The sequence below is a fragment of the Lachnospiraceae bacterium genome (assembly GCA_025758065.1).
Lineage (GTDB): Bacteria > Bacillota > Clostridia > Lachnospirales > Lachnospiraceae > Enterocloster.
On the sequence record CP107199.1, the window covers coordinates 1,457,860 to 1,481,480 of the forward strand.

The window sequence follows — 23,621 nt, forward strand, 5'->3', positions numbered from 1 at the left end:
GTGAAATTTTTGCAGGGAGGATGCGATGCAGTGAAACATTTCGTCTATCTTACAGAAGACAAATTATATTATATCCGGAGAGCGCCAGGCAAATCAGGTGGTTATTACTTTCTGGGTTTCAGGCCTGTAGCCGGGCTGGAAGGCGTAGAAAGTGCCATGGAATCCCTGTCAGAGGTTTATAACTTAAAAGGCAGAAAGGTAACTGTGATCATGGGAGTAAAAGTGGGGATCCATGTGGTAAACCTTCCTGCTTCCACGAAAAGTACAGCACTTCAGATGGCGGAAAAACAGCTTCTGATCCTGGGCGGAGAAGAGGAACAGCTTCTGGCAGCCGATTTCTTTCCTTCTTCTCAGGAAGGAATGCTGCGGGGCGTGGTCTATACAGCGCCGGGAAGCTGGCTGTGGGCAGTAAGATCAGCTGCTTCACGGGTCAAGCTGCATTTAAAAGAAATCCTTCCGTCACCTGCCTTTGTGGCATCCTTTCCAGATCCCAAAGAGTATGGTATGGAAGAAAGTCCCATGGTGCTGGTCCATCTGTCAGAAGACTTTATAGGCCTGTATGAAATAGAGGACGGCCGCTGTTATTATTGGGAAAAACTGGAGCTGAAGCCGGGAATCTTCTCAAAAATGGGAGAAGAATGTGTTCTAATGGAAGAATTGCAGGCCCAGATCTTAAGAATCTGCAGGATACGTAAAAATAATGATGAAGGCTTTAAACTGGGAGGTGTCCTGATTCAGAATGACTGTCTTATAGCACCAGGATCATGTGCCAGATATTTAGGCGGATTGCTGGAAGTTCCATGTGAAGCTTTAAATCATGGCACCCTGTGGGAAAAACAGTTCAGGGCAGAGAATCTGAAAAACCTTCAGTTCAGTGAAAGAACTGATTATATAGATGATGAAAATCTATGGGTGCGGATCACAGATGCTGGATTTCCGCTAAAACCGGTATGTATCAGTCTTATTTTATTTGCTGTGATAGCTGTCAGCCTTCTTACGATCCGGTTTTATACCCATAGGAAGCTGCACCATCTGGAATTAATGTATGCTGACCGTCAGGAAGTTTATGAGGAAGAGGAAAAGAAGCAGCTGGAGGCACAGCTGAAAGAATTGGAAGGACTGGTGAATGAGATGGGGGAGATTTCCGGAAATGCTGTTATTGATCCTACATTATTTTCCAGCCTTGATAATGCCTTAAAGCCGGAAATGGAACTGGAATCCCTGGAGTTTCTTGCAGAAGACGGAAGGATCCGCATAAAGATTTTAACGGATGATACCAGGGATATATCAGGGTTTATCCGGATAATGGAGGAAAATGGATTTATAATGGATCAGAGCCGCTGGCAGAAGCAGGAAACGAAGGTTCATGGTGAGATCCTTTTTAAGTCTGGAAAGGAGACTGGTCATGAGACTTAGTAGAAGAGAACGTTTTCTGGTAACTGTGTTGATGCTTCTTCTGCTCTGGACCGGATTTTACAAGCTATGGGCAGGACCGGAAATGTTTAGGATCCTCTGGGAATGGGAAGAGGGAAAAGACCTGGAGATCCGTGTGAGGGCAAAAGGAACGGGAAATAAGAAAGATAACAGCAGGCTTTTGGAAAAGCTTGAAAATGCAGGAAAGGGCCAGATTTATTTCGCTGATATGAGTCCTGACCAGATGGATATACGCCTTCAGGATCTGGCCGGGGCATCCCAGGTACAGCTTGTAAGTTTAAATACCGGTGAGACAAAAGCAATGGAAACAGAAGGGTATGTATATACCACGTTGTCATTGGAATTTTTGTGTACAACCAGAGATCAGGCGGCTACTTTTGTGGATAACATAGGTAAAGAAGGCAGTGCGTTGTGCATCAGTTCCCTGAAACTGGAACAGGCAGAAGAAAACCTGAAGGGATTTATGGAGGTGTCATATTGCCATGAACAGAAGAAATAAGGAAAAACAGGCTGGATTTTCCCTGGTAGAAGTGGTGGTCAGTACAGCAATCCTCTTTTCTGTGGCAGGAGCATTTCTTGCCATGACAGCTGCAAATGGAAAACTTCTTGCCAGAGAGCATTCTCTGGTACAGGGCGCTTATGAATTGTCAGCCCTGGCCCAAAAGGGTGAAGGAAGCCCAACAGGTGAAACATTTGAAGTCATTTTTCTGGGGAATGAAGGAGATGCCCTGGAAGTATTTTCCGGATATAAAGTAACAGATGAAAACGGTGATGGAATGACTTATTACAAAAGGGGAGATCCATGAAAAGCAAAGAAGGATTTACGCTGTTGGAGCTGATCGCCGTTCTTTCTATCAGCGCGGTGGTGGCTGTATGGGCGTCCGGCTTTTTTGGCAGTCAGCTGACGGTGTACAGAAAACATATGCAGTTATATCAGGCGGAAAGCATGGGAGATGCAGCTGCGTTTAAGATCACATCCAGATTGGAGCAGTCTGCTTCTTTTCGCATAGATCCGGGAAAAGATGATGTTTTGTATTATCTGGAAGGAGAAGATTGGAACAGCCTTACACAAGAAGACATTGACCAGGTATCAGCTGGCGATTACCGGGTAAAACTGGATTTTTCTGATACAGAACCGGAAATAGCAGTGGTATATATCACCATTTTATATAAGGAAGAAGAGATCCATACCCGGAAAATAGAACTGCCGGCTCTTTATGGTCAGCAGGAAGCAGAACAGATGGAGGGGACATAAACCTATGAAAAGGAGATTTCACAGGAAAAATAAGAAGATCAGCCGGACAGAAGGTGGAAGCCTTTTGTATGTGATCTTCTTTGTTACCCTCTTATCCATATTGTCCTGTGGTTATATGGCGGCTTCTAAGTATCATATCCGTGCAGCCCTGAAAAACCGGGCTTACATGGAAGCACGTCTTACTGCCCGGATGATCCATAATTCTTTCTGTGAAGCAGTGCGTATGGGCGAAAGTGAAGCACTTGGCCTGTTGATGGATGAGTTTGAAAATGACAGTTCTGATCTGGAAGCAGATGAAGAAAATGATGATATAGATGAAGAAAGTGTTATAGATAAAGAAAATGATATAGATGAAGAGCTGGAAGATAAAGAATATATGACGGTAGGAGAAGGCAGTTACACAGATGAAAATGGTGATCCCTGTACTGTGCGCATCCGTTTAAAGGCATATCCTGTCAGGGGGACTGCTTTTGTAGATACATGGACAAAAACAGGTGGTTTTTCCATGCACCTGGAAAGTGAAGTCCCCTTAGGGGATACAGAAAATATTCCATAGGGAAAAGTACCAGGCGAGCAGGGGTTTTTCAAAGAAGAGCATCAGGATCATGGCAGCTGCGAAGAATGGTGCCATGGGAATCCTGGTCTTTAAAGAGGCTTTTTTTAAAAGCAGAACAGGAAGACAGAAGAGGCCTGCAAGCATATAGGAAAGCATCAGGACAAAAATGCCTGGAACAATTCCGAGATAGAAGCCACAGGCAGTCATCAGCTTTACATCACCCATACCAATACCGCCTTTGCTTATTAAGCGGATCAGTTCCAAAAGACCGCCGCAGAAAAATGCACCTGCTATGCGGATTAAAAATCCGGGACCGTATCCGTTTAACACACTGAAAAGTGACAGGACAAAGATCAGAATGCTGACCTGGTCCGGTATATAGCCTTCTCTTCCGTCGGTCCATGCACTATAAAGAAGAAGGCAGCTGCACAGGACAGAAATAAAGATAAAAGAGTTCATTTGTCATCACCTGTATTATTGAATGTAAGCAGTATAACATTTATGAGGGAAAGGAGCAACCATGTCAGTAAAGACCAATGTAGAAGAAATGCTGGTGGAAAAAGGCATCATCACCAGAGCACAGCTGGAACGTGTGAAAAAGGTACAGTTTGACCACAGAGACAAAAGCCTTACAGATATCATGCTCCTTTTAGGGTATACCACAGAAGCGGGGATTTTAAAATGTTTCAGTGAGAAGGAAGCAGATGACGTAGTCTGTTTAGATGAGAAACCTGCAGATCCGGCGGCGTTAGCTGCTCTTCCTGCATCTTTTATCAGAAGAAATAATGTTTTCCCTGTATGTTTTGCAAAAGGAGAGCTGGTAACAGCGTTTACATTTCCTGTTGATCCTCATGTTTTAGATGAGGCAGAGGCTTTGTCAGGAATGGTGATTCGGCCGGTCCTGACTTCCCTGGACCAGATGAAAACGGCTATTGCAGGCATAGGAAGTACAGCTGAGCATGAAAATGAAGATGGAAAAGCAACCGAAGAAAAAAGTGAAAGTGCCCCGGTGATCCGTCTGGTAAATACGCTGATCGAATCTGCCTATAAAAGAAATGCCAGTGATATTCATATAGAACCGGGGAAAGATTATCTTACCATTCGTTTTCGCATTAACGGGGATCTGGGGCTGTATACAGAGATGGAAATGCTCTATCACCGCCCGGTAGTTACCAGATTAAAGCTGATGGGCGGAATGGATATTGCAGAAAAACGGCTTCCCCAGGATGGAAAATACCGCTATGAAAGCCAGGAGATCACTACAGACCTGCGTATTTCCACATTGCCTTCGGTTTATGGAGAAACCGTGGTGCTGCGGTTGCTAGGAAATGACAGAGACAGTAATCTTATGGATATACGCCGTCTTGGAATGAGCGAAACACAGGAAGAGATATTCGGCAGAATGTTAAAAGCCCCATTTGGTATCATCCTGGTAACCGGGCCTACAGGAAGTGGGAAATCTACCACTCTTTATGCAGCATTAAACCGTCTGGGCGCCAAGAAGATCAACCGCGTTACAGTAGAAGACCCGGTGGAAAAGGTAATCCCCGGAGTGACGCAGGTACAGGTCAATGCAAAATCAGGGCTGACATTTGCAGCAGTACTCCGTTCTATTCTCCGGCAGGATCCGGATGTGATCATGGTAGGCGAAATGAGAGATGAAGAAACGGCGGATATTGGTGTAAGAGCTGCCGTCACCGGCCATCTGGTGCTTTCCACTTTGCATACTAATGACTGTGTATCAGTGATCTACCGTTTGAAAAATATGGGAATCCCATTTTATATGATCGCAGCAGCACTTACAGGCGTGGTGGCACAGCGTCTGGTAAAAGTGCTCTGTCCCCATTGTAAGAGAAAGGTATTAGCGGAAAGCGGGACCAGACATCTGATCCGGGAACTTACAGGTGAAGAAGTAGAAGAGGTATGGGAAGCTGTTGGATGCGGAGAATGCCAGTTTACCGGTTACAGCCATAGAACCGCTGTCTATGAAATGCTGGAGCTGGATGAAAAAGGGAGAAATATGATAAGGGATGGGGAAGCTGCTGAGAAGATCCGGTATTATCAGAGAGAAAGAGGTTTTCCGTCCCTTCAGGAACAGGCGGCAGAAATGGTGATCGCCGGTGAAATGGATATGAAAGAAGCGGAAAATGTTATTTATTCTGTTAATTAAAGAGAATTATGTCCTCTCGGAGTCTTTCCTGCACCTGCTTTTGTGGCCGATTTTCCGCCAGTTGCACCCGAATTTCATCAACGTACGCACCGCGTACGCCTCAGAAATTTGGGCACAACTGACAAAAAATCTTCTCACAAAATCAGGCACAGAAAGATTCCGAGAGAACATGACAGGAGGAAGAGTATGAGGAACGAAAGAGAAAAATATAGGGAACAGGAAGGATTTACTTTAGTGGAACTGATCTGCGTGATCGCGATCATGGGTATTCTCATGGCAATTGCTGTACCTTCTTACAATCATTTCCAGGAACGGTCTGCCAAACAGGTAGCAATTGCCAATGCCAGGTCCAATTATGTCCAGGGGAAAGCACAGCAGGAGATGTTAGATGCAGGTGTTCTGGCAGAAGAGGAAACACAAAGCTATTATTATGATGCAGATAATGATACGGCGGTCTGGGAAGGTAAGATAGGAAAGAAGACCTATAAAGCAGAATATTCAGGAAAGACGGGAGAAGGCCGTATGCTATCAGGCGGTAATTAATAATATGAAAAATGAAATGCAGGAGAAAAAGCAGAATACAGGCGAAGACAGGAAAGGATTTACTCTCATTGAACTGATCGCAGTGTTAGGCATTCTTTCAGTCCTTATGGCAGTAGCAGTCCCATCTGTCTTAGGTTATATAAAAAGTGCCAGAAGGATGGCTGCATACACAGATGCCCAGATCACAGCAGATGCAGTACAGCAGTATCTGGATGAACAGAGAGAAGAAGGAAAGCTTACCATTGGAAAGCTTCACAGGCTGATGAACCTGGATCTGGACGATCCGGACAATGAGCTGTCCGGATATATGTCTGCAGGCAGTAAAAATGCCCTGGTAATATCTGTAGATGCAGACATAAAAACAGGACAGTTAGAAAAAATGATATATCAGGATAAATGGGTGAAAGTCCGTGTCACAGTAGAAGCTGACGGCACCCGGAAAGTGGAAGAAATAGAATAATTAACTGAAAACCAACACAGACTAATGTTATGAAAAAAAGAGTGTTCCATCCGGCGGCAGCGAAGCTGTCTGGCCGTACAAGAGAAATGACAGGTCTGGCTTTAAGGGATTTCCTGCGCTGCGGCATAGCCGGCTGGTGTCTGGAGATCCTTTTTACATCTGTAGAAGCATGGATGCGGGGAGATCCAAAGCTTATGGGGACTACGTCTATTATCATGTTCCCTATTTATGGCGCAGGCGCCCTTCTTCCACTGATCGTAAAATGGTGTGACCGATGGCTGTCCGGACTTCCCGGGTTTGAAAAAGCAGATGCAGATAAAATGCCCCTGGCAGCTTTGAAGCTTCGCCATGGTCTTATCTGCATGGTACTTATTTACACAGGGGAATACATTGCAGGAACCTTTCTTATGGGCAAAGGCATCTGTCCATGGGATTATTCCCAGTGGCCTGATCATATAGGCGGGGTGATCCGTCTTGCCTTTATCCCTTTCTGGTTTGGTACAGGGCTTCTGTTTGAAAGCCTGTGTACCCATAAATAGCGGTTGTTTACGGGTGTATTTTAGGTTGTATTTAAGCCTGCAATTTTATATAATATATAGAAGTTTAGCATGATCAGTACAGCGGATCACGGATATCTGCTGTATTAACAAAGGAGAAGACTATGATACGTTTGATTTTAGTGCTGTCAGCAGTGGCGCTGTACCTGATATTATCTCTTCCGGTGCTTTTTTATTTAAGATCTCTGGAAAAAAAAGATGCAGTTGCAGCTACTTTAAAAAGCCTGAATATGGTACGATGGATACTTGGGATCGTCAGAAATCTGGCGGGTATTACCTGTGAGGTAAGAGGACTGGAAAATATACCTAAAGATAGGGCTGTGCTGTATGTAGGAAACCATAGAAGTTATTTCGACATTGTAATGGGTTATACCACTGTACCTTCACCAACCGGTTTTATTGCCAAAAAAGAGATGATAGGCATTCCTCTTTTAAATTTGTGGATGGAGCAGATGAACTGTCTGTTTTTGGACCGCGCCAATATAAAGGAAGGTTTAAAGACCATTCTCACAGGAATTGAGAAGGTAAAAGGCGGTGTTTCCATGTGGATCTTTCCGGAAGGAACCAGAAATGAAAGCAAAGATCCAGCAGATCTGATGGAATTCCACGAAGGAAGCTTAAAGATCGCAGAAAAAAGCGGCTGTCCTGTGATCCCGGTAGCTATTACCGGTACAGATGATGTGTTTGAGCGCCATACTCCATGGATCCGCAAAAGCCATGTGATCATTGAGTACGGAGAGCCGATCTATTTAAAAGAGCTTCCTCCTGATAAAAAGAAATTCCCAGGTGCCTATACCAGAGATGTCATCAGCAGTATGCTGCGCAGACAGATGGAAGAAAGAGAAGGAAAGTAGAAGCAAAAGCTGTGTAAGAGAAATGCATAAATGAGGATGGAAAAAAATGGAAAATCTGGACTTGAAAGAGATACGCAACAAATTAGATGAGATCGATACCCAGCTGGTAGGGCTGTTTGAAAAAAGAATGGCTCTTTGCTCTGATGTAGCTGAGTTTAAGATACAGACAGGAAAAAAGGTATACGATGGAGAGAGAGAACGCCAGAAATTAGAAGCAGTTACTGCCATGGCAGGAAATGATTTTAATAAAAAAGGTGTATATGAGCTGTTTTCCCAAATCATGACCATCAGCCGCAAGCTGCAGTATGGTCTGCTGATCCGCCATGGACAGGCTTTGGAAACCGGTTTTACCATGACAGATTCCCTTAAAAAAGAAGGTGCCCGCATTGCTTATCAGGGTGTGGAAGGCTCCTATGGACATGGTGCGGCTTTAAAATATTTTGGTCAGGACGCAGATGTTTATCATGTAAAATCCATGGAAGATGCTATGTTAGAGGTAGAAGAAGGAAGAGCAGATTTTGCGGTTCTGCCTATTGAAAATTCTTCTGCCGGGGCAGTCAGTGACAATTATGATCTTCTGGTAAAGCATAATGTATACATAGTAGGAGAGACAGAACTTCCGGTAAGTCATGCTCTTTTAGGACTGCCAGGTGCGACTTTGGAAGATATCCATCAGGTCTATTCCCATCCTCAGGCACTGATGCAGTGTTCCCGGTATTTAAACAGCCACAGGCAGTGGCGGCAGATAAGCATGGAAAATACGGCTGTTTCTGCAAAGAAAGTGTTAGAAGACGGCGATGTGACACAGGCTGCAGTAGCCAGTGAGATCGCAGGAAAGCTGTATGACCTGAAGGTTCTGGAACCGTCCATTAATTATAATAAAAACAATGCCACCCGTTTTATTATCCTTGCAAAAGATCCTGTTTACCAGAAAGAAGCAAATAAGATCAGCATCTGCTTTGAATGTGCCCACAAGAGCGGTACTCTTTATAATATGCTTGGAAACCTGATCTACAACAACGTAAATATGCTGATGATCGAGTCCAGACCGATACCTGGAAAAAGCTGGGAATACCGTTTCTTTGTAGATGTGGAAGGAAATTTAAGTGATCCCGCTGTTCAGAACGCATTAAAGGGCATTGCAGAAGAGGCAGCCACACTGCGCATCCTGGGCAATTATGAAGCTTAAATAAAAAAATACTTTGGAAGACAAAAAAGAGGACGAGAAAATGAACATCAATGAACTTGTGATCTACAGAAATTTAAAGCATGAAGATCTTTTTGAGGATATGGCCAGTCTTATGGGACTGGGAAGCAGTGAAAAAAAGGCAGATGCCTTTGGCTGTGCAGGACAGCTTGTAGAACTGGCTGTAGAATACGGCTTTGAGGGCAATTTATGGCATTGTTTCTTAGCTCTCTGTCTGGCAGATAATGAAAATGCCTACACCACCACCTGTGAGATACGGGGAAATGCCGGCGGCACACTGGATATGCTGGCAAGAAATGATTACCGTATTTTCAAGGCATTATTTGACTTTAATATTGAAACATTAGAGCCGGCGGTTATGTGGAAGGAGCTTGCAGATTATCGTCCATCTAACCAGGAAAGCCGCGTGTTCAACCGCCGAATCAGAGACCGTATCGTAGATCTGGCAGTACTCCTTGAGAAATCAGCTGATGAAACAGAGTTCCAAAGCCATATGGCGGCTTTCTACGGTGAGTACGGCGTAGGAAAATTCGGCTTAAACAAGGCATTCCGTATTATTGAAAAAGAAGATGAGCATCAGTTTATCATTGATCCGATCATCAATGTAGAACATGTGTATTTTAAAGATATTGTTGGATACGAGGCACAGAAGAAGAAGCTGATCGAGAACACGGAAGCATTTATCAGCGGAAAAGAAGCTAATAACGTTCTGCTGTTCGGTGATGCAGGTACCGGAAAATCTTCCAGTGTTAAGGCCATTCTCAATGAATATTATGGCCAGGGACTGCGAATGATCGAAGTGTATAAGCATCAATTTAAGGCACTTTCTGAAGTATTAGAGCAGGTCAAGGACCGCAACTATAAGTTCATCATTTACATGGATGATCTTTCCTTTGAGGAATATGAGCTGGAATATAAATATCTGAAGGCGATCTTAGAGGGCGGTCTTGGAAAGCGTCCGAAAAATGTGCTGATCTATGCAACTTCAAACCGCCGTCATCTTATCCGTGAGAAGTTCTCTGATAAGAGAGAATTAGATGATGATCTGCATAATAATGATACTGTTCAGGAGAAGCTTTCCCTGGCAGCCCGTTTTGGCGTTACGATCTATTATGGTTCTCCGGACAAGTTCCAGTTCCAGGGCATTGTAAAGGCGCTTGCAGAAAAATACCAGCTGGATATGCCGGAAGATGAACTGTTATTAGAAGCAAACAAGTGGGAGTTAAGCCATGGCGGTCTGTCAGGACGTACCGCTTCCCAGTTTATTACACATTTGTTAGGAAGAAAGTGATTTTACATGGATTTTACACAGTCTTTACCCCGATATGGGGCAGAAAGTGAAAATATGCAGTAGACTATTGTATGATGTAAGTGTCAAAAGTATAAATTGCGTTTGTGCTCGCACAAATAAGCAATTTATACTTATTGACACGCCGAACACCGAAAACGAAATAAAATGGTGTGAACACGCCATTTTATGGGAGTTTGAGGTGTTCGAGGATTGCGGGAATTGCATAGCAATGGAGCAATCCGGTTACATCATTGTATACAAAATATAAATTTAAAATTCCCCGTTGCGGGGAATTTTTTAAAAATGATGTATACGCATTTTTTAAGGAGGAAAAAAGTGGCAGTCAGAATGTTTGCGGCGATCGATGTAGGTTCTTTTGCCCTGGAGCTGGGGATTTATGAAATCTCAGACAAAGGGATCAAGAGTATTGATCATGTCCGTCATATGATCGCTTTAGGAAGCGATACCTTCAGTGAAGGAAAGATAAGTTATGGTTTGGCAGATGAATTGTGCCGGGTTCTGGAAAAATTTACGGAAACAATGAAGCTGTACCGGGTAAAGGACTACCGCGCCTATGCTACTACTGCCATGCGTGAGGCAAAAAACAGCCGCATTATCCTGGACCAGATACGGGTGCGTACCGGACTGGAGGTACACATTATCAGCAACTCTGAGCAGCGTTTTATCAGTTATAAGGCAGTTGCGTCAAAAGCAGGTGAGTTCAACCAGATCATCCAGAAAGGTACTGCTATTGTAGATGTAGGATTTGGCAGTGCCCAGATCTCGCTTTTTGACAAAGACTCTCTGGTAGCTACCCAGAACATGCCTCTTGGCAGCCTGCGCCTTCGCAGCCAGTTATCTAAAATACCTGTCAGCGTAGAGGGCAACAGACTGCATATTGAAGAGATCGTGGATAATGAACTGATCACTTTCAGGAAAATGTATTTAAGAGACCGCCAGATCACGAATCTCATCGGTATTGGAGATAATATTTTGTATCTTATGCGCCGTCTGGGCATAAAGGGTGGGGAAAGCCATGTAGATGCAGAAACGATGCATGTTTTTTATGATAAGCTTTCCCAGATGACCATTAACCAGATCGAAGAAAATTTCGGTGTAAACAGCGATTACGCAAATCTTCTTCTTCCTGCAGCAGCCGTTTATACAAGGATCCTGGATATAACCGGGGCAGAAATGTTCTGGATCCCGGCGATCGGTATATGTGACGGTATTGCAGCAGAATATGCCAGCGATAAAAAGCTGATCCGTTTTGATCATAACTTTGAAAATGATATTCTGGCGGCAGCCAGGAACATGGCGAAAAAATACAAATGCCACGCCAGCCATAATCAGGTATTAGAGCAGTATGCTATGAATATCTTCGACAGTACGAAACGCTTCCACGGACTGGGAGAACGTGACCGCCTGCTCCTTCAAATCGCAGTTACGCTCCATGCCTGCGGAAAATTCATCAGCATGAAAAATTCCAACGAATGCGGCTATGCCCTGATCATGTCCACAGAGATCATCGGATTAAGCCATTTAGAGCGTGAGATCATTGCCAATGTAGTCCGCTACAATATCCGTGATTTCGACTATGATATGATGCAGCTGGAAACAGAGGCGGGACAGGACCTGGCGGGAGTATCTGACCGGACGGCAATTACCATCCTCATCGCAAAGCTGACAGCGATCCTGCGTCTGGCAAATTCCATGGACAAGACCCATAAGGCAAAGCTCATTGATAGCCGTATGGCAGTAAGGGACGGCCGGCTGGTGATCACTACCGGCTATCAGGGGGATCTTGCGTTAGAGAGTGCTTCTTTTGAGCAGAAGGCGGCGTTCTTTGAGGAAATCTTTGGAATACGTCCTGTTTTGAAGCAGAAGAGGAGAGTGTAAAATGGCTGAGAAAAATGATTATGTAAACCGCGAATTAAGCTGGATCGAATTTAACTACCGTGTATTAAGCGAGGCGAGAGTTAAAAGCATCCCGCTGTTTGACCGCCTGAAATTTTTAAGCATCACTGCTTCTAATCTGGATGAATTTTACATGGTCCGTGTAGCTTCTTTAAAGGATATGGTCCATGCAAAATATGCGAAAAAAGATATTGCAGGACTGACTGCAAAAGAGCAGCTGGAAAAGATCAGTGAAAAGACCCATCAGCTGGTGGATGTGCAGTATTCCACCTACAACCGTTCCCTGGTACCGGCCTTAAAACAGAATGGCCTGCGCATTGTCATGGAACATGAGGATCTGACTAGGGATGAGGCTGCTTTTGCAGATGAATATTTTCACAAAAATGTGTACCCGGTCCTTACACCAATGGCATTTGACTCATCAAGACCGTTTCCGCTGATCCGCAATAAAACATTAAACATTGCAGCTCTTTTAAAGAAGAAAAATGAAAAAGATGCAGAGCTGGAATTTGCTATGGTACAGGTTCCATCTGTTATACCACGTATTGTGGAACTGCCGGAGGAAAAGAACGATGACGGGGAATCCCAGAGAGTAGTCATCCTGCTGGAGGAGATCATCGAGAGGAATATGCAGTCACTATTCTTAAACTATGATATTGTGGCTTCCCATCCTTTCCGTATTATGCGGAATGCAGACTTTTCACTGGATGAGGAAGAGGCAGTAGACCTGTTAGAAGAGATCCAGAAACAGCTGAAAAAACGCCAGTGGGGAGAAGCTATCCGTCTGGAGATTGAGTCCAATGTAGATAAACAGCTGTTAAAGATCTTAAAAAAAGAGCTGTCCATCAGCAGTGAAGATATTTTCCAGATCTCAGGACCATTAGACCTGACCTTTTTAATGAAAATGTATGGTCTGGACGGTTTTTCACATTTAAAAACGCCAAAATACATTCCTCAGCCTGTGCCTGAACTGATGAATGAGGATGATATTTTCACCAATATCCGCAAAGGTGATATCCTGCTCCACCATCCATACCAGAGCTTTGACCCGGTAGTCAACTTTGTCCGCAGTGCAGCAAGAGATCCTGAGGTGCTGGCTATTAAGCAGACCTTATACCGCGTCAGTGGAAATTCACCTATTATCGCAGCGTTGGCAGAGGCAGCAGATAACGGTAAGCAGGTATCTGTACTGGTAGAGTTAAAGGCCCGTTTTGATGAGGAAAATAACATTAACTGGGCAAAAATGTTAGAGAAAGCAGGCTGCCATGTTATCTATGGTCTGGTTGGCTTAAAGACTCACAGCAAGATAACCCTGGTTGTCCGTATGGAAGAAGATGGGATCCGCCGCTATGTTCACCTTGGAACCGGCAATTACAACGATTCTACGGCGAAACTTTATACAGACTGTGGCATATTAACCTGTGATCCGCAGATCGGTGAAGATGCAACAGCTGTGTTTAACATGCTTTCCGGATATTCTGAGCCAAGGGCATGGAATAAGCTGTCTGTAGCACCTTTATGGCTGCGCCACCGTTTCCTGCGGATGATCAACCGTGAAACAGAGCATGCGAGAGAAGGCAGAGAAGCCCATATTATGGCAAAAATGAACTCTCTCTGCGACAAGGAGATCATTTCCGCACTGTATGATGCCTCCTGTGCAGGTGTAAAGATTGAACTGGTAGTCCGGGGGATCTGTTGCTTGAAAGCAGGTGTACCTGGCTTAAGCGAAAATATTTCCGTGCGTTCTATTGTAGGAAATTTCCTGGAGCACAGCCGCATCTTCTACTTCTTCAATGATGGAAGCCCTGAGGTCTATATGGGCAGTGCAGACTGGATGCCGAGAAACTTAGACCGCCGTGTGGAGATACTGTTCCCTGTAGAAGATGAAATATTAAAAGAGAAAGTCATCCATATTTTAGAGCTGGAGCTGGAAGACAATGTTAAGGCTCATATCCTGAAACCAGACGGAAGCTATGAGAAAGTGGATAAACGGGGTAAAGTCCTTGTAAATTCCCAGGAACAGTTCTGCAAAGAGGCTATAGAGATGGCAAAGGCGTGTCAGGATGCCGGGGATCCGGTTGTGACCCGTATTTTTCAGCCTATCGTGAAGGTAGATGTACTGTAGGATCAGGTCGTGTTGTTACAATCTGATGGCTCATAAAAATCTGGCTGTGATGCCATTTTGATTTGATATTAGGATATTGTTGACTAAGGTCCGAAAGCCACCGATGCATATGACAGATGCGCATTTGGGAGAAAATCCTTTGTTCGTGGGCTTGCGCCGCCTATTGTCAGAACTGCGAACCAAACTCGCACGCTTTGCGTGCTCAAACAGTGGTTCTCCGTTCTGACGCTATGCGCGCCCACTCACGGATTTTCAAACAAATGCTTATTCTGTCATATGCACCGGCGGCTTTCTACGTTATTGGCAATAAAAAATGTAGGAGCAAACCAATAAACAGTTTTCATGCAGGAGGGGGATTGTACTTAAGTACCGCATTTTTTATGTGACATATCCAATACAGTAGAAAGGGCTCCTCCATGTATAATAAGCATTCGTTAGGCAATTTTGTCCATTTTGTGAGCATAGCTGGCAGGTTGGAGGCACTGTTTGAGCGAACGCAGTGAGCGAGTTTGCCGGAGACCTGACTAATCGGCGGCGGAGCAAAATGGACAAAATTGCCGTGAATGCGTTTATACATGGAGGAGCCCTTTCGGACCCTATTGAACTAAATCCCAATTTAGCCAGAATTTTTCAAGAAAAAAGTAAGGAAGTAGATGCTAAGATATGGTATACTCTAAGATATATAAATCTTCTCATAAAATCAAGTACAGAGAGAACATATAACCAAAGAGGAGGACAAGTAAATGCCCGATATTAATATTTTGGTAGTGGATGACGAAAAAGAGATAGCAGACCTGATCGAGATTTATCTGGTCAGCGATGGTTATAAAGTATTTAAAGCGGAAAATGCAGAGGCGGGACTGAATATCTTGGATAAACAGGACATCCATCTGGTGCTGTTAGACATTATGATGCCCGGAATGAACGGACTGGAAATGTGCAGAAAGATCCGTGAGACAAATAATATCCCCATTATCATGTTAAGTGCCAAATCTACAGACTTAGATAAGATCTTAGGTCTTGGGACCGGGGCAGATGATTATGTGGTAAAACCGTTTAACCCGCTGGAACTGACTGCCAGAGTCAAGTCCCAGCTGCGCCGTTACACCCAGTTAAATCCTAACAGCGGTGCAAGAGAGACTGTAAATAATGAGATCACCATTAAAGGAATGAGCATTAACCGTGATAATCATAAGGTGATCGTAGACGGGGAAGAGATCAAATTAACACCCATTGAATTTGATATCCTTTATCTGTTAGCTTCCAATCCGGGAAAGGTCTTCAGTACAGATGAGATCTTTGAAAAAGTCTGGAATGAGAAAGTTTATGAAGCTAATAATACAGTTATGGTACATATACGGCGTTTAAGAGGAAAGATGAAAGAAGATACCAGGCAGAATAAGATCATCACCACTGTGTGGGGCGTAGGTTATAAGATTGAAAAATGATGTAAGCAGGCGCTACCGCACCCGTGTGATCACTAACATCATATACAGCGCCATCATTACCTGCCTGGTAGAGGTGTTCCTTGTTACGAACCTGTCAATGGTGGCCCGGTATATGGGAAACAGAGGAAAAATGCTTTTAATGGTCCAGGCCATTGAAAAGCAGCACACGGCAGTGGTCCTGTTATATCTCATACTTGGGATCCTGCTTTTTTCTGTTACCTTTATGATCCTCCAGGAACCTTATATCCGGTATATCAGCAGGATCTCTGAGGCAGTACAGAACATTTCAGAAGGGAATCTGAACACAGTGATCGATGTGATCGGTGATGATGAATTTTCCAGTATGGCAGCCAATTTAAACCATATGGCAGCAGATATCAAAAAGCTGATGGAAAAAGAGCGGGAATCAGAGAGGACGAAAAATGAACTGATCACCAATGTAGCCCACGATCTGCGGACACCGCTGACTTCCATTATCGGGTATCTGGAGCTTCTGGCCGGAAATCAGCAGGTACCTGCAGATATGCAGCATAAATACATAGAGATTGCCTACGGGAAATCAAGGAGGCTGCAGAAGCTGATCGAGGATCTGTTTGGTTTTACCAAGTTAAATTGTGGAAAGATTGCCATGCATGTAGGCCAGATTGATATTGTAAAGCTTCTGGGACAGCTGGTAGAAGAAGCATATCCCAATTTTGTGGAAAAAGGACTGTCCTACGATCTTCAGAGCAATGTACCGGCTAAGATCATTAATGCAGATGGAAATCTTCTGGCACGTCTTTTTGACAATCTGATCGGAAATGCCATTAAATACGGCGCAGATGGAAAGCGGGTGTTAGTAAAGATACACGCAGAAGGTGAAACAGTAACAGTTTCCGTTACTAATTACGGCTATGTGATACCTGCCGATGAACTTCCACTTATTTTCAACAAATTTTACCGTGTGGAGCAGTCGCGTTCCAGCAGTACCGGCGGCACAGGCTTAGGTCTTGCCATTGCAAAAGAGATCGTGGATATGCATGGCGGCACGATCAGCGTAGCCAGTGATCTTAACGGAACTGTATTTACAGTAAAGCTCCAGGTGGATTTTGATGTAGATAAGGAAAATTTCGGACATAAAAATGAGGATTAAAGGATGGATACAGGTAAAAACAGAATCGTTGGAAAGAATACAAAAAGGGCGCTGAAAAGCACCCTTTTTGCCGTCCTTTTGTCAGCTTCCCTAAGTTTGGAAGGACTGGCAGCCATGACGGCAGATGGTCCGGGAGCAGCTTATGAGTCTGCTAGAGAGACCGCGGAAAATACAGCATCAGAAGAAAATACAGCATCAGCAGAAGAAATGATGGGAGAAGGCCCCATTTCAATGGATGTGGTTTACGGATATGATAATGTGGCTAAAAGCGGCCGCTTTCTGCCACTGGACATTTTGTTAGATAATACCCGGGAAATTGATTTTAACGGTGTTTTAAGCGTTACTTCCAGAGAGCCGGATTATGACGGTTACAGCAACAGCTCCCAGGTGAAATATGATGCATACCGCTATGAATTTCCTGTAAGCATAGAAGCAGGTAAAAGTCTGGAGAAGAAATTAAATATTTCTCTCAGTAGCCGCTTGGATGTGATGTATATCAGTCTTTATGATGAAAATGGAAAGCAGGTTTTAAGCAAGCGCCTGAAAATGGATCTGGATACCCAGACAGCCCAACTGTTTATTGGTGTGGTAAGTGATGAACCTGAAAAGCTTTCTTATCTGGACCAGGTGGGTGTCAACTATAGTATGCTGCGGACAAAAACCATTGACCTGGCTGTATATGATCTTCCGGATACAGAATTGGGCTTAGACCAGCTGGATGTGCTTTTGATCACAGATTTTAATACACAGGCCCTTACACAGGAGCAGACGGATGCAATCCTGGAATGGGTACACAGAGGAGGTATCCTTCTTTTCGGAACAGGAAACAGAGGAGAAGAAACCTTATCTGCTTTTAGCAGTCAGCTTCTTGAATATCCGGTCTTACCTGCTATTTCTTATGAGATTTCTATGGGATCAGAACGGGGAGTCAAAGAGAGGGGAGATGACCGCCTTACCTTAGACTGCACAGATGTAAATCTGAAAGGTGGTACAGAACTGATCACTAGTGATTCATTTACAGTCCTTTCCAGTACATCCATGGGAAATGGAATGGCAGCAGTGGCTGCTTTTGATTTTACAGATCTGGAAGAGTATTGTTCCAGGGACAGTTCCTATGCAGATCATTTTCTTACCACTCTTTTAGGGGAAGACCGGATCAACAACTTAAACAGTACTGCAGGAGGCGGTAATTACAATCAGTTCTGGTCCATACAGAGCCTTGTAAATACAGGAAATATCCGCAATCTTCCCAAAATCGGCTTTTATGTGACATTGGCAGTGGCCTATGTGGTATTAGCAGGTCCGGGGCTTTATTTCTTCTTAAAACAGAGAAACTTACGGGAATATTATCAGCCATCGGTAGCTCTTCTTGCCATTTGTACTACAGGAATGGTGATCATAATGGGTTCAGGAACCCGCTTTTCCGGTCCGTTTTTCACTTATGCTACGATTGAAAATACCAGTGGAACAGATAAATCAGAAACTACCTTTATTAATATGCGGGCGCCTTATAATAAAACCTATTCAGTGGGACTGAATCCCCAGTACCGCCTGTATCCGGTTACCGGCAGTCCCTATTATGACCAGGCGCCTGCAGCAGAATTTACAGATGAAGATAAGGCAGATATCACCATCCGGTACGATGATGATGCTACCTGGATCCAGGCAGTGGACACAGGGGCATTTAATTCCAAAATTTTCCAGATGGAGACGCATAAGGAAAATGAAACAGGAGAAGGATTTTCCGGAGAACTTCGGGCTTTTAACGGAGAGCTTTCCGGTACGATCACCAATAATTATCCTTATGCAGTGGAAAATGCAGCATTGCTCCTTTATAATCAGTTGCTGATCATTGGAAATATGGAACCGGGAGAAACGGTTTCCTTAGATAACCGGTCTGTGACCTTCTGTGCTACTAATTTCAGCTATGCACTGGCTTCCCAGATCACAGGTGTTTCTCTGTATGATATGAATGGGGATATGGAAGATGCCACTTATGTAAAGGCATTAGAAAGAGCAAATCTTCTTTCATTTTATATTGAAAATTATATTTCCGGGTATCATGCCCAGGCCTGTGTGGTGGCTTTTGGAAATGAAAAAGAAAACATGGATTTTATGAAACAGGCAGATTATGAAGCATACGGCTGTACCCTTTTAACAGCCCGGCTGGATGTAAACTATGAAAAGGGCGGGAAAATTTACCGCTCTGCTATGCAGAAACAGCCAAATGTTCTTTCAGGGGAGTATGATGCAGACCGTAACACCATGTACGGAATGACGCCTGTGATCTTAGAATATTATCTGGGAAATGAAACGGAAGTAGAATCTGTGGATTTCCATCCGTTGACAGCCGAGGCCTCAGACAGCCTGCGGTATTATTACACTGTTCCATTTGCAGGAAGCATGTATTTTTATAATTATGATACTGGCAATTATGATCCTGTAAAACCGGACAAGGAACATTTTGACCGGGAAGAATTAGAAGAATATTTATCTCCCGGAAATACCATTACTGTCCGCTATATATATGACACAACAGGAGAGTACACCTGGAACATCATGCTTCCGGTACTGACTGTCACAGGAAGGCAACGAGCAGTTGATTTGAAGTTATAAAATATTATAAACCAGTGTCGCTTTTTATAACTTATATTGCGATTTAGTTCAATAGGGGCCGAAAGGGCTCCTCCATGTATAAACGCATTCACGACAATTTTGTCCATTTTGCTCCGCCGCCGATTAGGCAGGTCTCCGGCAAACTCGCTCACTGCGTTCGCTCAAACAGTGCCTCCAACCTGCCAGCTATGCTCACAAAATGGACAAAATTGCCTACCGAATGCTTATTATACATGGAAGAGCCCTTTCTACTGTAATGGATATGTCACATAAAGAATGCCGTACTTAAGTACAATCCCCCTCCTGCATGAAAACTGCTTATTGGTTTGCTCCTGCATTTTTTATTGCCAATAACGTAGAAAGCCGCCGGTACACATGACAGAATAAGCATTTGTTGAAAATCCGTGAGTGGGCGAGCATAGCGTCAGAATGGAGAACCACTGTTTGAGCACGCAAAGCGTGCGAGTTTGGTTCGCAGTTCTGACAATAGGCGGCGCAAGCCCACGAGCAAAGGATTTTCATTCAAATGCGCATCTGTCATGTGTGCCGGTGGCTTTCGGACCCAAGTCAACAATATCCCAAAATCGGCAATTAAAGACGCTTGTGATGCTTATAAGAGATTTTTCAAAGGATATTCAAAGTTTCCTAAATTCAAAAGTCGCAAACATTCCATCACATGAAAGTATTGGAATTGATTTAGGAATTAAAGATTTGGCGATATGTTCTGATGGTAACAAATATCAGAACATTAATAAAAGTCAAGTTGTTAAAAAATTAGAAAAGAAAAAACGCAGGTTGCAGCGTTCTATATCAAGCAGATATGAGAAAAACAAGGAAGGAGGAGCAAATAATGCTTAAGATAGAAAATCTCCATAAAATATATGGTAAATATCATGCTTTAAGCGGCCTGAACATGACAGTAAGGGAAGGTGCCCTTTATGGATTTGTGGGGCCAAACGGAGCAGGAAAGACAACAGCCATCAAGATCATAACAGGTCTTTTGAAGGCAGAAGAAGGAAGTGTGGTCATTAACGGGGAAGATGCTTTGGAAGACCCGGATAAGCTGCACTCCTGTATCGGTTATGTACCGGATTTTTTCGGTGTATATGATAATCTGACAGTAGGCGAGTATATGAGTTTTTTTGCTGCCTGCTACCATATAGACGGTCTGGTGGCGAGAAAACGCTATACTGCCCTTTTGGAGCAGGTGGGACTGAATGAAAAACTTGACTTTTATGTAGACGGTCTTTCAAGAGGCATGAAGCAGCGCCTTTGTCTGGCAAGGGCATTGATCCACGATCCACAGATACTGATCTTAGATGAGCCAACTTCCGGTCTTGATCCAAGGACACGGGTAGAATTTAAAGAGATACTGGAAGATCTGAAATTTGCAGGAAAGACGATCCTTATCAGTTCCCATGTGCTGTCAGAGTTATCAGAAATGTGTACGGATATTGGCATCATTGATCAGGGAAGGATGATCTTAGAGGGAAATATCCAGGACATTTTATCAAGAGTCAATGCATCTAATCCACTGGTGATCTCTGTTTACAGCAATATGGAAAAGGCATTGTCTATTTTAAAGAGCCATCCCTGTGTGCGTACCATTTCCATGCGTGAAAAGGACATCTGCGTCCGTTTTGCCGGGGATGCCCGGGATGAGGCTGTGCTATTACAGCAGCTCATTGATTCAGATGTGCTGGTCAATGGTTTTACCAGAGAAAAGGGCAGTCTGGAAACTGTATTTATGCAGCTGACAGACCATGAAGAAGAAAGGGTGGTGACTTCTTATGAAGCAGAATCCGGTTTATAACAGGGAAATGCGGGTAAGCTCCCGAAGCCTGAAACTGCCCCTTATTATCTTTCTTTTTAATGGGATCTTGTTTTTGGTAACGCTTTTAAATATGTATTCTGTGATCATGCAGGTAAAAGCAACTGCGAACATCCAGTACAGCAGTTTTATGGATCTGTATGAATTTGTTACATCCATGGAATTTTTATTATTAATGTTTATTGTTCCGGCAGTAACTGCTTCCTCTATCAGCGGGGAGCGGGAACGCCAGACCTTAGATCTGATGCTGACCACCCGGATGAGTGCCGGACAGATCGTAGGCGGGAAGCTGTTGAGTGCTTTAAGCACACTGCTTTTGCTCATCCTTTCCAGTTTCCCGGCTGTTGCAATGGTATTCGTATACGGGGGTATCACATGGGCAGATGCTTTCTCACTGATCCTCTGCTATGTGACAGTGGCATTTTTTGCAGGAAGCATCGGCATCTGTTTTTCAGCAGCCCTTAAGCGCTCTACCATCTCAACTGTGGTCACATATGGAACACTGGTTGCAGTAGTAGCAGGAACTTATTTTATCAACCGTTTTGCTCTTTCCATATCAGGAATGAGCCTGGATAAGACGACGGCCTATTCCATAGCAGATAGTGGGTTCAGAGCTTCTTCCGGCGTTTCCTTTTACCTGTTTTTGTTTAACCCGGCGGTTACATTTATGGCGATCATTGGGGAACAGGCGGGCAGAGGAACACCCCTTGCAGATATAGTAAGTTATTTTGGAATGTCGGGAAGCGGCATTATCATTAAACACTGGATCGGACTTAGCATTGTGCTTCAGCTGACAGCAGGGGCAGCTTTGATCGCAGGAGCTATTCATTTTGTAGAACCGGTAAAACATAAAAAATCACGCTTAAAAAGGGTGAATAAAAAAGGAGAAAAATAAATGGGAATCATTAAAGCAGCATCACATGCAGTTGGTACAGGTCTGTCAGACCAGTGGCTGGAGGCCCTGGAACCGGACAATATGGGAGCACAGACTGTTTTTGCAAAAGGCGTCCAGCTTAGAAAAGGAACAGGTGAAAATGGTAAAGGCTCTGATAACATGGTAACAGAAGGTTCCATTATCCATGTATATCCGGAGCAGTGCATGATCTTAGTAGATGGGGGAAAAGTGGTGGATTACACAGCAGAACCCGGCTACTATAAGGTAAGCCTGGATACACAGCCTTCTCTTATGAATGGCTCTTTAGGGAAGGCAGTAAAGGAATCGTTAGGAAGGATCCGCTTTGGAGGTGTGGCTCCTACAGCCCAGAAAGTATATTATATTAATCTTCAGGAGATCCGGGGGCTGAAATTCGGTACTAAAAATGCCATTAACTATTTTGATAATTTCTATAACGCAGAATTGTTTTTACGGACGCATGGAACCTATTCTATTAAGGTCACTGATCCACTGAAATTTTATGCAGAAGTGATTCCAAAGAATGCAGACCGGGTGGAAATGGAAGATATCAATGAGCAGTACTTAAATGAGTTTTTAGAGGCACTGCAGACTTCCATTAACCAGATGTCAGCTGATGGCATCCGCATTTCCTATGTTCCTTCCAAGAGCATGGAGCTTGGAAAATATATGTCCAATGTATTGGATGACCAGTGGAAAGAACTGCGTGGTATGGAGATCCAGTCTGTAGGAATTGCAAGCATTTCCTATGACGAAACATCACAGGAACTGATCAATATGCGCAACAAGGGTGCTATGATGGGAGATCCGTCTATAAGAGAAGGTTATGTACAGAGCACCATTGCAGAAGGATTAAAAGGTGCAGGTACCAATACAAACGGAGCTATGTCCGGATTTATGGGAATGGGTCTTGGAATGCAAAATGGAGGTGCTTTTATGGGTGCAGCGTCTGCAGCTAATATGCAGCAGATGCAGATGAACAGGCAGATGCAGCAGGGACAGCAGATGGGATACGGCGCAGGAAATGGCAGTGTTCCAGGTGGACAGATGGGATATGGCGCAGGAAATGGCGGCGTTCCAAGTGGACAGATGGGTTATAGCACAGGAAATAATGGTGCCCAGGCAGTTCAGCCGGCCCAGTCTGTAAAGCAGCCCTGGATATGCCCTGCATGCCATGTGGAAAACACAGGAAAATTCTGCAGCGAGTGTGGAAAACCAAAGCCGTCAGCAGAGTGGACCTGTCCGGTATGTGGTACTGTTAATAAAGGCAAGTTCTGCAGTGAATGCGGAAATCCAAGAGGAGAAGCTTAAG

At 44.0% G+C, this 23,621-nt stretch carries 21 protein-coding genes and 1 pseudogene; 21 read left to right on the top strand and 1 reads right to left on the bottom strand.

Annotated elements, in window-relative coordinates:
• The first annotated feature begins 30 nt into the window (after positions 1 to 30).
• From OGM16_06705 to OGM16_06725, 5 genes are read left to right on the top strand one after another with little or no spacing between them, the layout of a single operon-like run.
• Positions 31 to 1,416 (top strand): hypothetical protein, encoded by a 1,386-nt coding sequence (locus OGM16_06705; protein ID UYJ47930.1) that lies wholly within the window; start codon positions 31 to 33, stop codon positions 1,414 to 1,416.
• The gene (locus tag OGM16_06710; protein UYJ47931.1) at positions 1,406 to 1,933 is read left to right on the top strand and encodes a hypothetical protein; all 528 of its coding nucleotides are present in this window, start codon (positions 1,406 to 1,408) and stop codon (positions 1,931 to 1,933) included. Before OGM16_06705 ends, OGM16_06710 begins: the two co-directional genes overlap by 11 nt.
• A complete protein-coding gene (locus tag OGM16_06715) occupies positions 1,917 to 2,240 on the top strand; it encodes a type II secretion system GspH family protein (GenBank protein UYJ47932.1) in 324 nt (107 codons plus the stop codon). The genes OGM16_06710 and OGM16_06715 overlap by 17 nt, the downstream gene beginning before the upstream one ends.
• Positions 2,237 to 2,689 (top strand): prepilin-type N-terminal cleavage/methylation domain-containing protein, encoded by a 453-nt coding sequence (locus OGM16_06720; protein ID UYJ47933.1) that lies wholly within the window; start codon positions 2,237 to 2,239, stop codon positions 2,687 to 2,689. The genes OGM16_06715 and OGM16_06720 overlap by 4 nt, the downstream gene beginning before the upstream one ends.
• A 4-nt stretch (positions 2,690 to 2,693) precedes the next feature.
• On the top strand, positions 2,694 to 3,245 hold the full coding sequence (locus OGM16_06725) for a hypothetical protein (GenBank protein UYJ47934.1): 552 nt from the start codon (positions 2,694 to 2,696) through the stop codon (positions 3,243 to 3,245).
• On the opposite strand, the gene OGM16_06730 is transcribed toward OGM16_06725, so the two are convergent.
• Complete coding sequence (locus OGM16_06730) at positions 3,219 to 3,704, bottom strand: A24 family peptidase (protein ID UYJ47935.1); 486 nt, start codon at positions 3,702 to 3,704, stop codon at positions 3,219 to 3,221. The two genes, OGM16_06725 and OGM16_06730, sit on opposite strands and share 27 nt — an antisense overlap.
• 61 nt (positions 3,705 to 3,765) lie before the next feature.
• Here OGM16_06730 and OGM16_06735 point away from each other — a divergent pair, with 61 nt between their 5' ends.
• The 16 genes and pseudogenes from OGM16_06735 (at position 3,766) to OGM16_06810 (ending at position 23,620) form a co-directional block, all read left to right on the top strand.
• Entirely contained in the window at positions 3,766 to 5,415 is a 1,650-nt protein-coding gene (locus OGM16_06735) for a GspE/PulE family protein (protein UYJ47936.1), read from the top strand.
• Positions 5,416 to 5,601: 186 nt separating this feature from the next.
• Complete coding sequence (locus OGM16_06740) at positions 5,602 to 5,958, top strand: type II secretion system GspH family protein (protein UYJ47937.1); 357 nt, start codon at positions 5,602 to 5,604, stop codon at positions 5,956 to 5,958.
• A gap of 4 nt (positions 5,959 to 5,962) precedes the next feature.
• Entirely contained in the window at positions 5,963 to 6,418 is a 456-nt protein-coding gene (locus tag OGM16_06745) for a prepilin-type N-terminal cleavage/methylation domain-containing protein (GenBank protein UYJ47938.1), read from the top strand.
• An 86-nt stretch (positions 6,419 to 6,504) separates the two neighbouring features.
• Positions 6,505 to 6,957 carry a hypothetical protein gene (locus OGM16_06750; GenBank protein UYJ48407.1) on the top strand — a complete coding sequence of 151 codons (453 nt, stop codon included), beginning with the start codon at positions 6,505 to 6,507 and terminating at the stop codon, positions 6,955 to 6,957.
• A gap of 122 nt (positions 6,958 to 7,079) precedes the next feature.
• Positions 7,080 to 7,829: a 1-acyl-sn-glycerol-3-phosphate acyltransferase gene (locus OGM16_06755; protein UYJ47939.1), complete on the top strand. Its 750-nt coding sequence runs from the start codon at positions 7,080 to 7,082 to the stop codon at positions 7,827 to 7,829.
• 46 nt (positions 7,830 to 7,875) lie between these two features.
• Positions 7,876 to 9,018, top strand: coding sequence for a prephenate dehydratase (pheA, locus tag OGM16_06760; protein ID UYJ47940.1), 1,143 nt, complete (start codon positions 7,876 to 7,878; stop codon positions 9,016 to 9,018).
• 40 nt (positions 9,019 to 9,058) lie between these two features.
• The gene (locus tag OGM16_06765; GenBank protein ID UYJ47941.1) at positions 9,059 to 10,327 is read left to right on the top strand and encodes an ATP-binding protein; all 1,269 of its coding nucleotides are present in this window, start codon (positions 9,059 to 9,061) and stop codon (positions 10,325 to 10,327) included.
• Positions 10,328 to 10,663: 336 nt separating this feature from the next.
• Complete coding sequence (locus OGM16_06770; protein UYJ47942.1) at positions 10,664 to 12,226, top strand: exopolyphosphatase; 1,563 nt, start codon at positions 10,664 to 10,666, stop codon at positions 12,224 to 12,226.
• 1 nt (position 12,227) lies between these two features.
• Positions 12,228 to 14,369 (top strand): RNA degradosome polyphosphate kinase, encoded by a 2,142-nt coding sequence (locus tag OGM16_06775; protein ID UYJ47943.1) that lies wholly within the window; start codon positions 12,228 to 12,230, stop codon positions 14,367 to 14,369.
• 743 nt (positions 14,370 to 15,112) lie between these two features.
• Positions 15,113 to 15,817 carry a response regulator transcription factor gene (locus OGM16_06780; protein UYJ47944.1) on the top strand — a complete coding sequence of 235 codons (705 nt, stop codon included), beginning with the start codon at positions 15,113 to 15,115 and terminating at the stop codon, positions 15,815 to 15,817.
• The gene (locus OGM16_06785) at positions 15,807 to 16,949 is read left to right on the top strand and encodes a HAMP domain-containing histidine kinase (GenBank protein ID UYJ47945.1); all 1,143 of its coding nucleotides are present in this window, start codon (positions 15,807 to 15,809) and stop codon (positions 16,947 to 16,949) included. Before OGM16_06780 ends, OGM16_06785 begins: the two co-directional genes overlap by 11 nt.
• Positions 16,950 to 16,952: 3 nt before the next feature.
• Positions 16,953 to 19,565: a hypothetical protein gene (locus OGM16_06790; GenBank protein UYJ47946.1), complete on the top strand. Its 2,613-nt coding sequence runs from the start codon at positions 16,953 to 16,955 to the stop codon at positions 19,563 to 19,565.
• 678 nt (positions 19,566 to 20,243) lie between these two features.
• Positions 20,244 to 20,390, top strand: a pseudogene (locus tag OGM16_06795) (transposase).
• A gap of 25 nt (positions 20,391 to 20,415) precedes the next feature.
• Complete coding sequence (locus OGM16_06800; protein UYJ47947.1) at positions 20,416 to 21,378, top strand: ABC transporter ATP-binding protein; 963 nt, start codon at positions 20,416 to 20,418, stop codon at positions 21,376 to 21,378.
• Positions 21,356 to 22,291, top strand: a complete 936-nt coding sequence (locus OGM16_06805) for an ABC transporter permease (GenBank protein ID UYJ47948.1) — start codon at positions 21,356 to 21,358, stop codon at positions 22,289 to 22,291. Before OGM16_06800 ends, OGM16_06805 begins: the two co-directional genes overlap by 23 nt.
• Positions 22,292 to 23,620, top strand: a complete 1,329-nt coding sequence (locus tag OGM16_06810; GenBank protein UYJ47949.1) for an SPFH domain-containing protein — start codon at positions 22,292 to 22,294, stop codon at positions 23,618 to 23,620.
• Position 23,621 lies beyond the last annotated feature (1 nt).

Excerpts from the sequence above, each read along its gene's own strand:
- OGM16_06710 (UYJ47931.1), top strand. The coding sequence starts at position 1,406 with ATGAGACTTAGTAGAAGAGAACGTTTTCTGGTAACTGTGTTGATGCTT.
- OGM16_06715 (UYJ47932.1), top strand. The coding sequence starts at position 1,917 with ATGAACAGAAGAAATAAGGAAAAACAGGCTGGATTTTCCCTGGTAGAA.
- OGM16_06720 (UYJ47933.1), top strand. The coding sequence starts at position 2,237 with ATGAAAAGCAAAGAAGGATTTACGCTGTTGGAGCTGATCGCCGTTCTT.
- OGM16_06725 (UYJ47934.1), top strand. The coding sequence starts at position 2,694 with ATGAAAAGGAGATTTCACAGGAAAAATAAGAAGATCAGCCGGACAGAA.
- OGM16_06730 (UYJ47935.1), bottom strand. The coding sequence starts at position 3,704 with ATGAACTCTTTTATCTTTATTTCTGTCCTGTGCAGCTGCCTTCTTCTT.
- OGM16_06735 (UYJ47936.1), top strand. The coding sequence starts at position 3,766 with ATGTCAGTAAAGACCAATGTAGAAGAAATGCTGGTGGAAAAAGGCATC.
- OGM16_06740 (UYJ47937.1), top strand. The coding sequence starts at position 5,602 with ATGAGGAACGAAAGAGAAAAATATAGGGAACAGGAAGGATTTACTTTA.
- OGM16_06745 (UYJ47938.1), top strand. The coding sequence starts at position 5,963 with ATGAAAAATGAAATGCAGGAGAAAAAGCAGAATACAGGCGAAGACAGG.
- OGM16_06750 (UYJ48407.1), top strand. The coding sequence starts at position 6,505 with ATGACAGGTCTGGCTTTAAGGGATTTCCTGCGCTGCGGCATAGCCGGC.
- OGM16_06755 (UYJ47939.1), top strand. The coding sequence starts at position 7,080 with ATGATACGTTTGATTTTAGTGCTGTCAGCAGTGGCGCTGTACCTGATA.
- pheA (UYJ47940.1), top strand. The coding sequence starts at position 7,876 with ATGGAAAATCTGGACTTGAAAGAGATACGCAACAAATTAGATGAGATC.
- OGM16_06765 (UYJ47941.1), top strand. The coding sequence starts at position 9,059 with ATGAACATCAATGAACTTGTGATCTACAGAAATTTAAAGCATGAAGAT.
- OGM16_06775 (UYJ47943.1), top strand. The coding sequence starts at position 12,228 with ATGGCTGAGAAAAATGATTATGTAAACCGCGAATTAAGCTGGATCGAA.
- OGM16_06780 (UYJ47944.1), top strand. The coding sequence starts at position 15,113 with ATGCCCGATATTAATATTTTGGTAGTGGATGACGAAAAAGAGATAGCA.
- OGM16_06790 (UYJ47946.1), top strand. The coding sequence starts at position 16,953 with ATGGATACAGGTAAAAACAGAATCGTTGGAAAGAATACAAAAAGGGCG.
- OGM16_06800 (UYJ47947.1), top strand. The coding sequence starts at position 20,416 with ATGCTTAAGATAGAAAATCTCCATAAAATATATGGTAAATATCATGCT.
- OGM16_06805 (UYJ47948.1), top strand. The coding sequence starts at position 21,356 with ATGAAGCAGAATCCGGTTTATAACAGGGAAATGCGGGTAAGCTCCCGA.
- OGM16_06810 (UYJ47949.1), top strand. The coding sequence starts at position 22,292 with ATGGGAATCATTAAAGCAGCATCACATGCAGTTGGTACAGGTCTGTCA.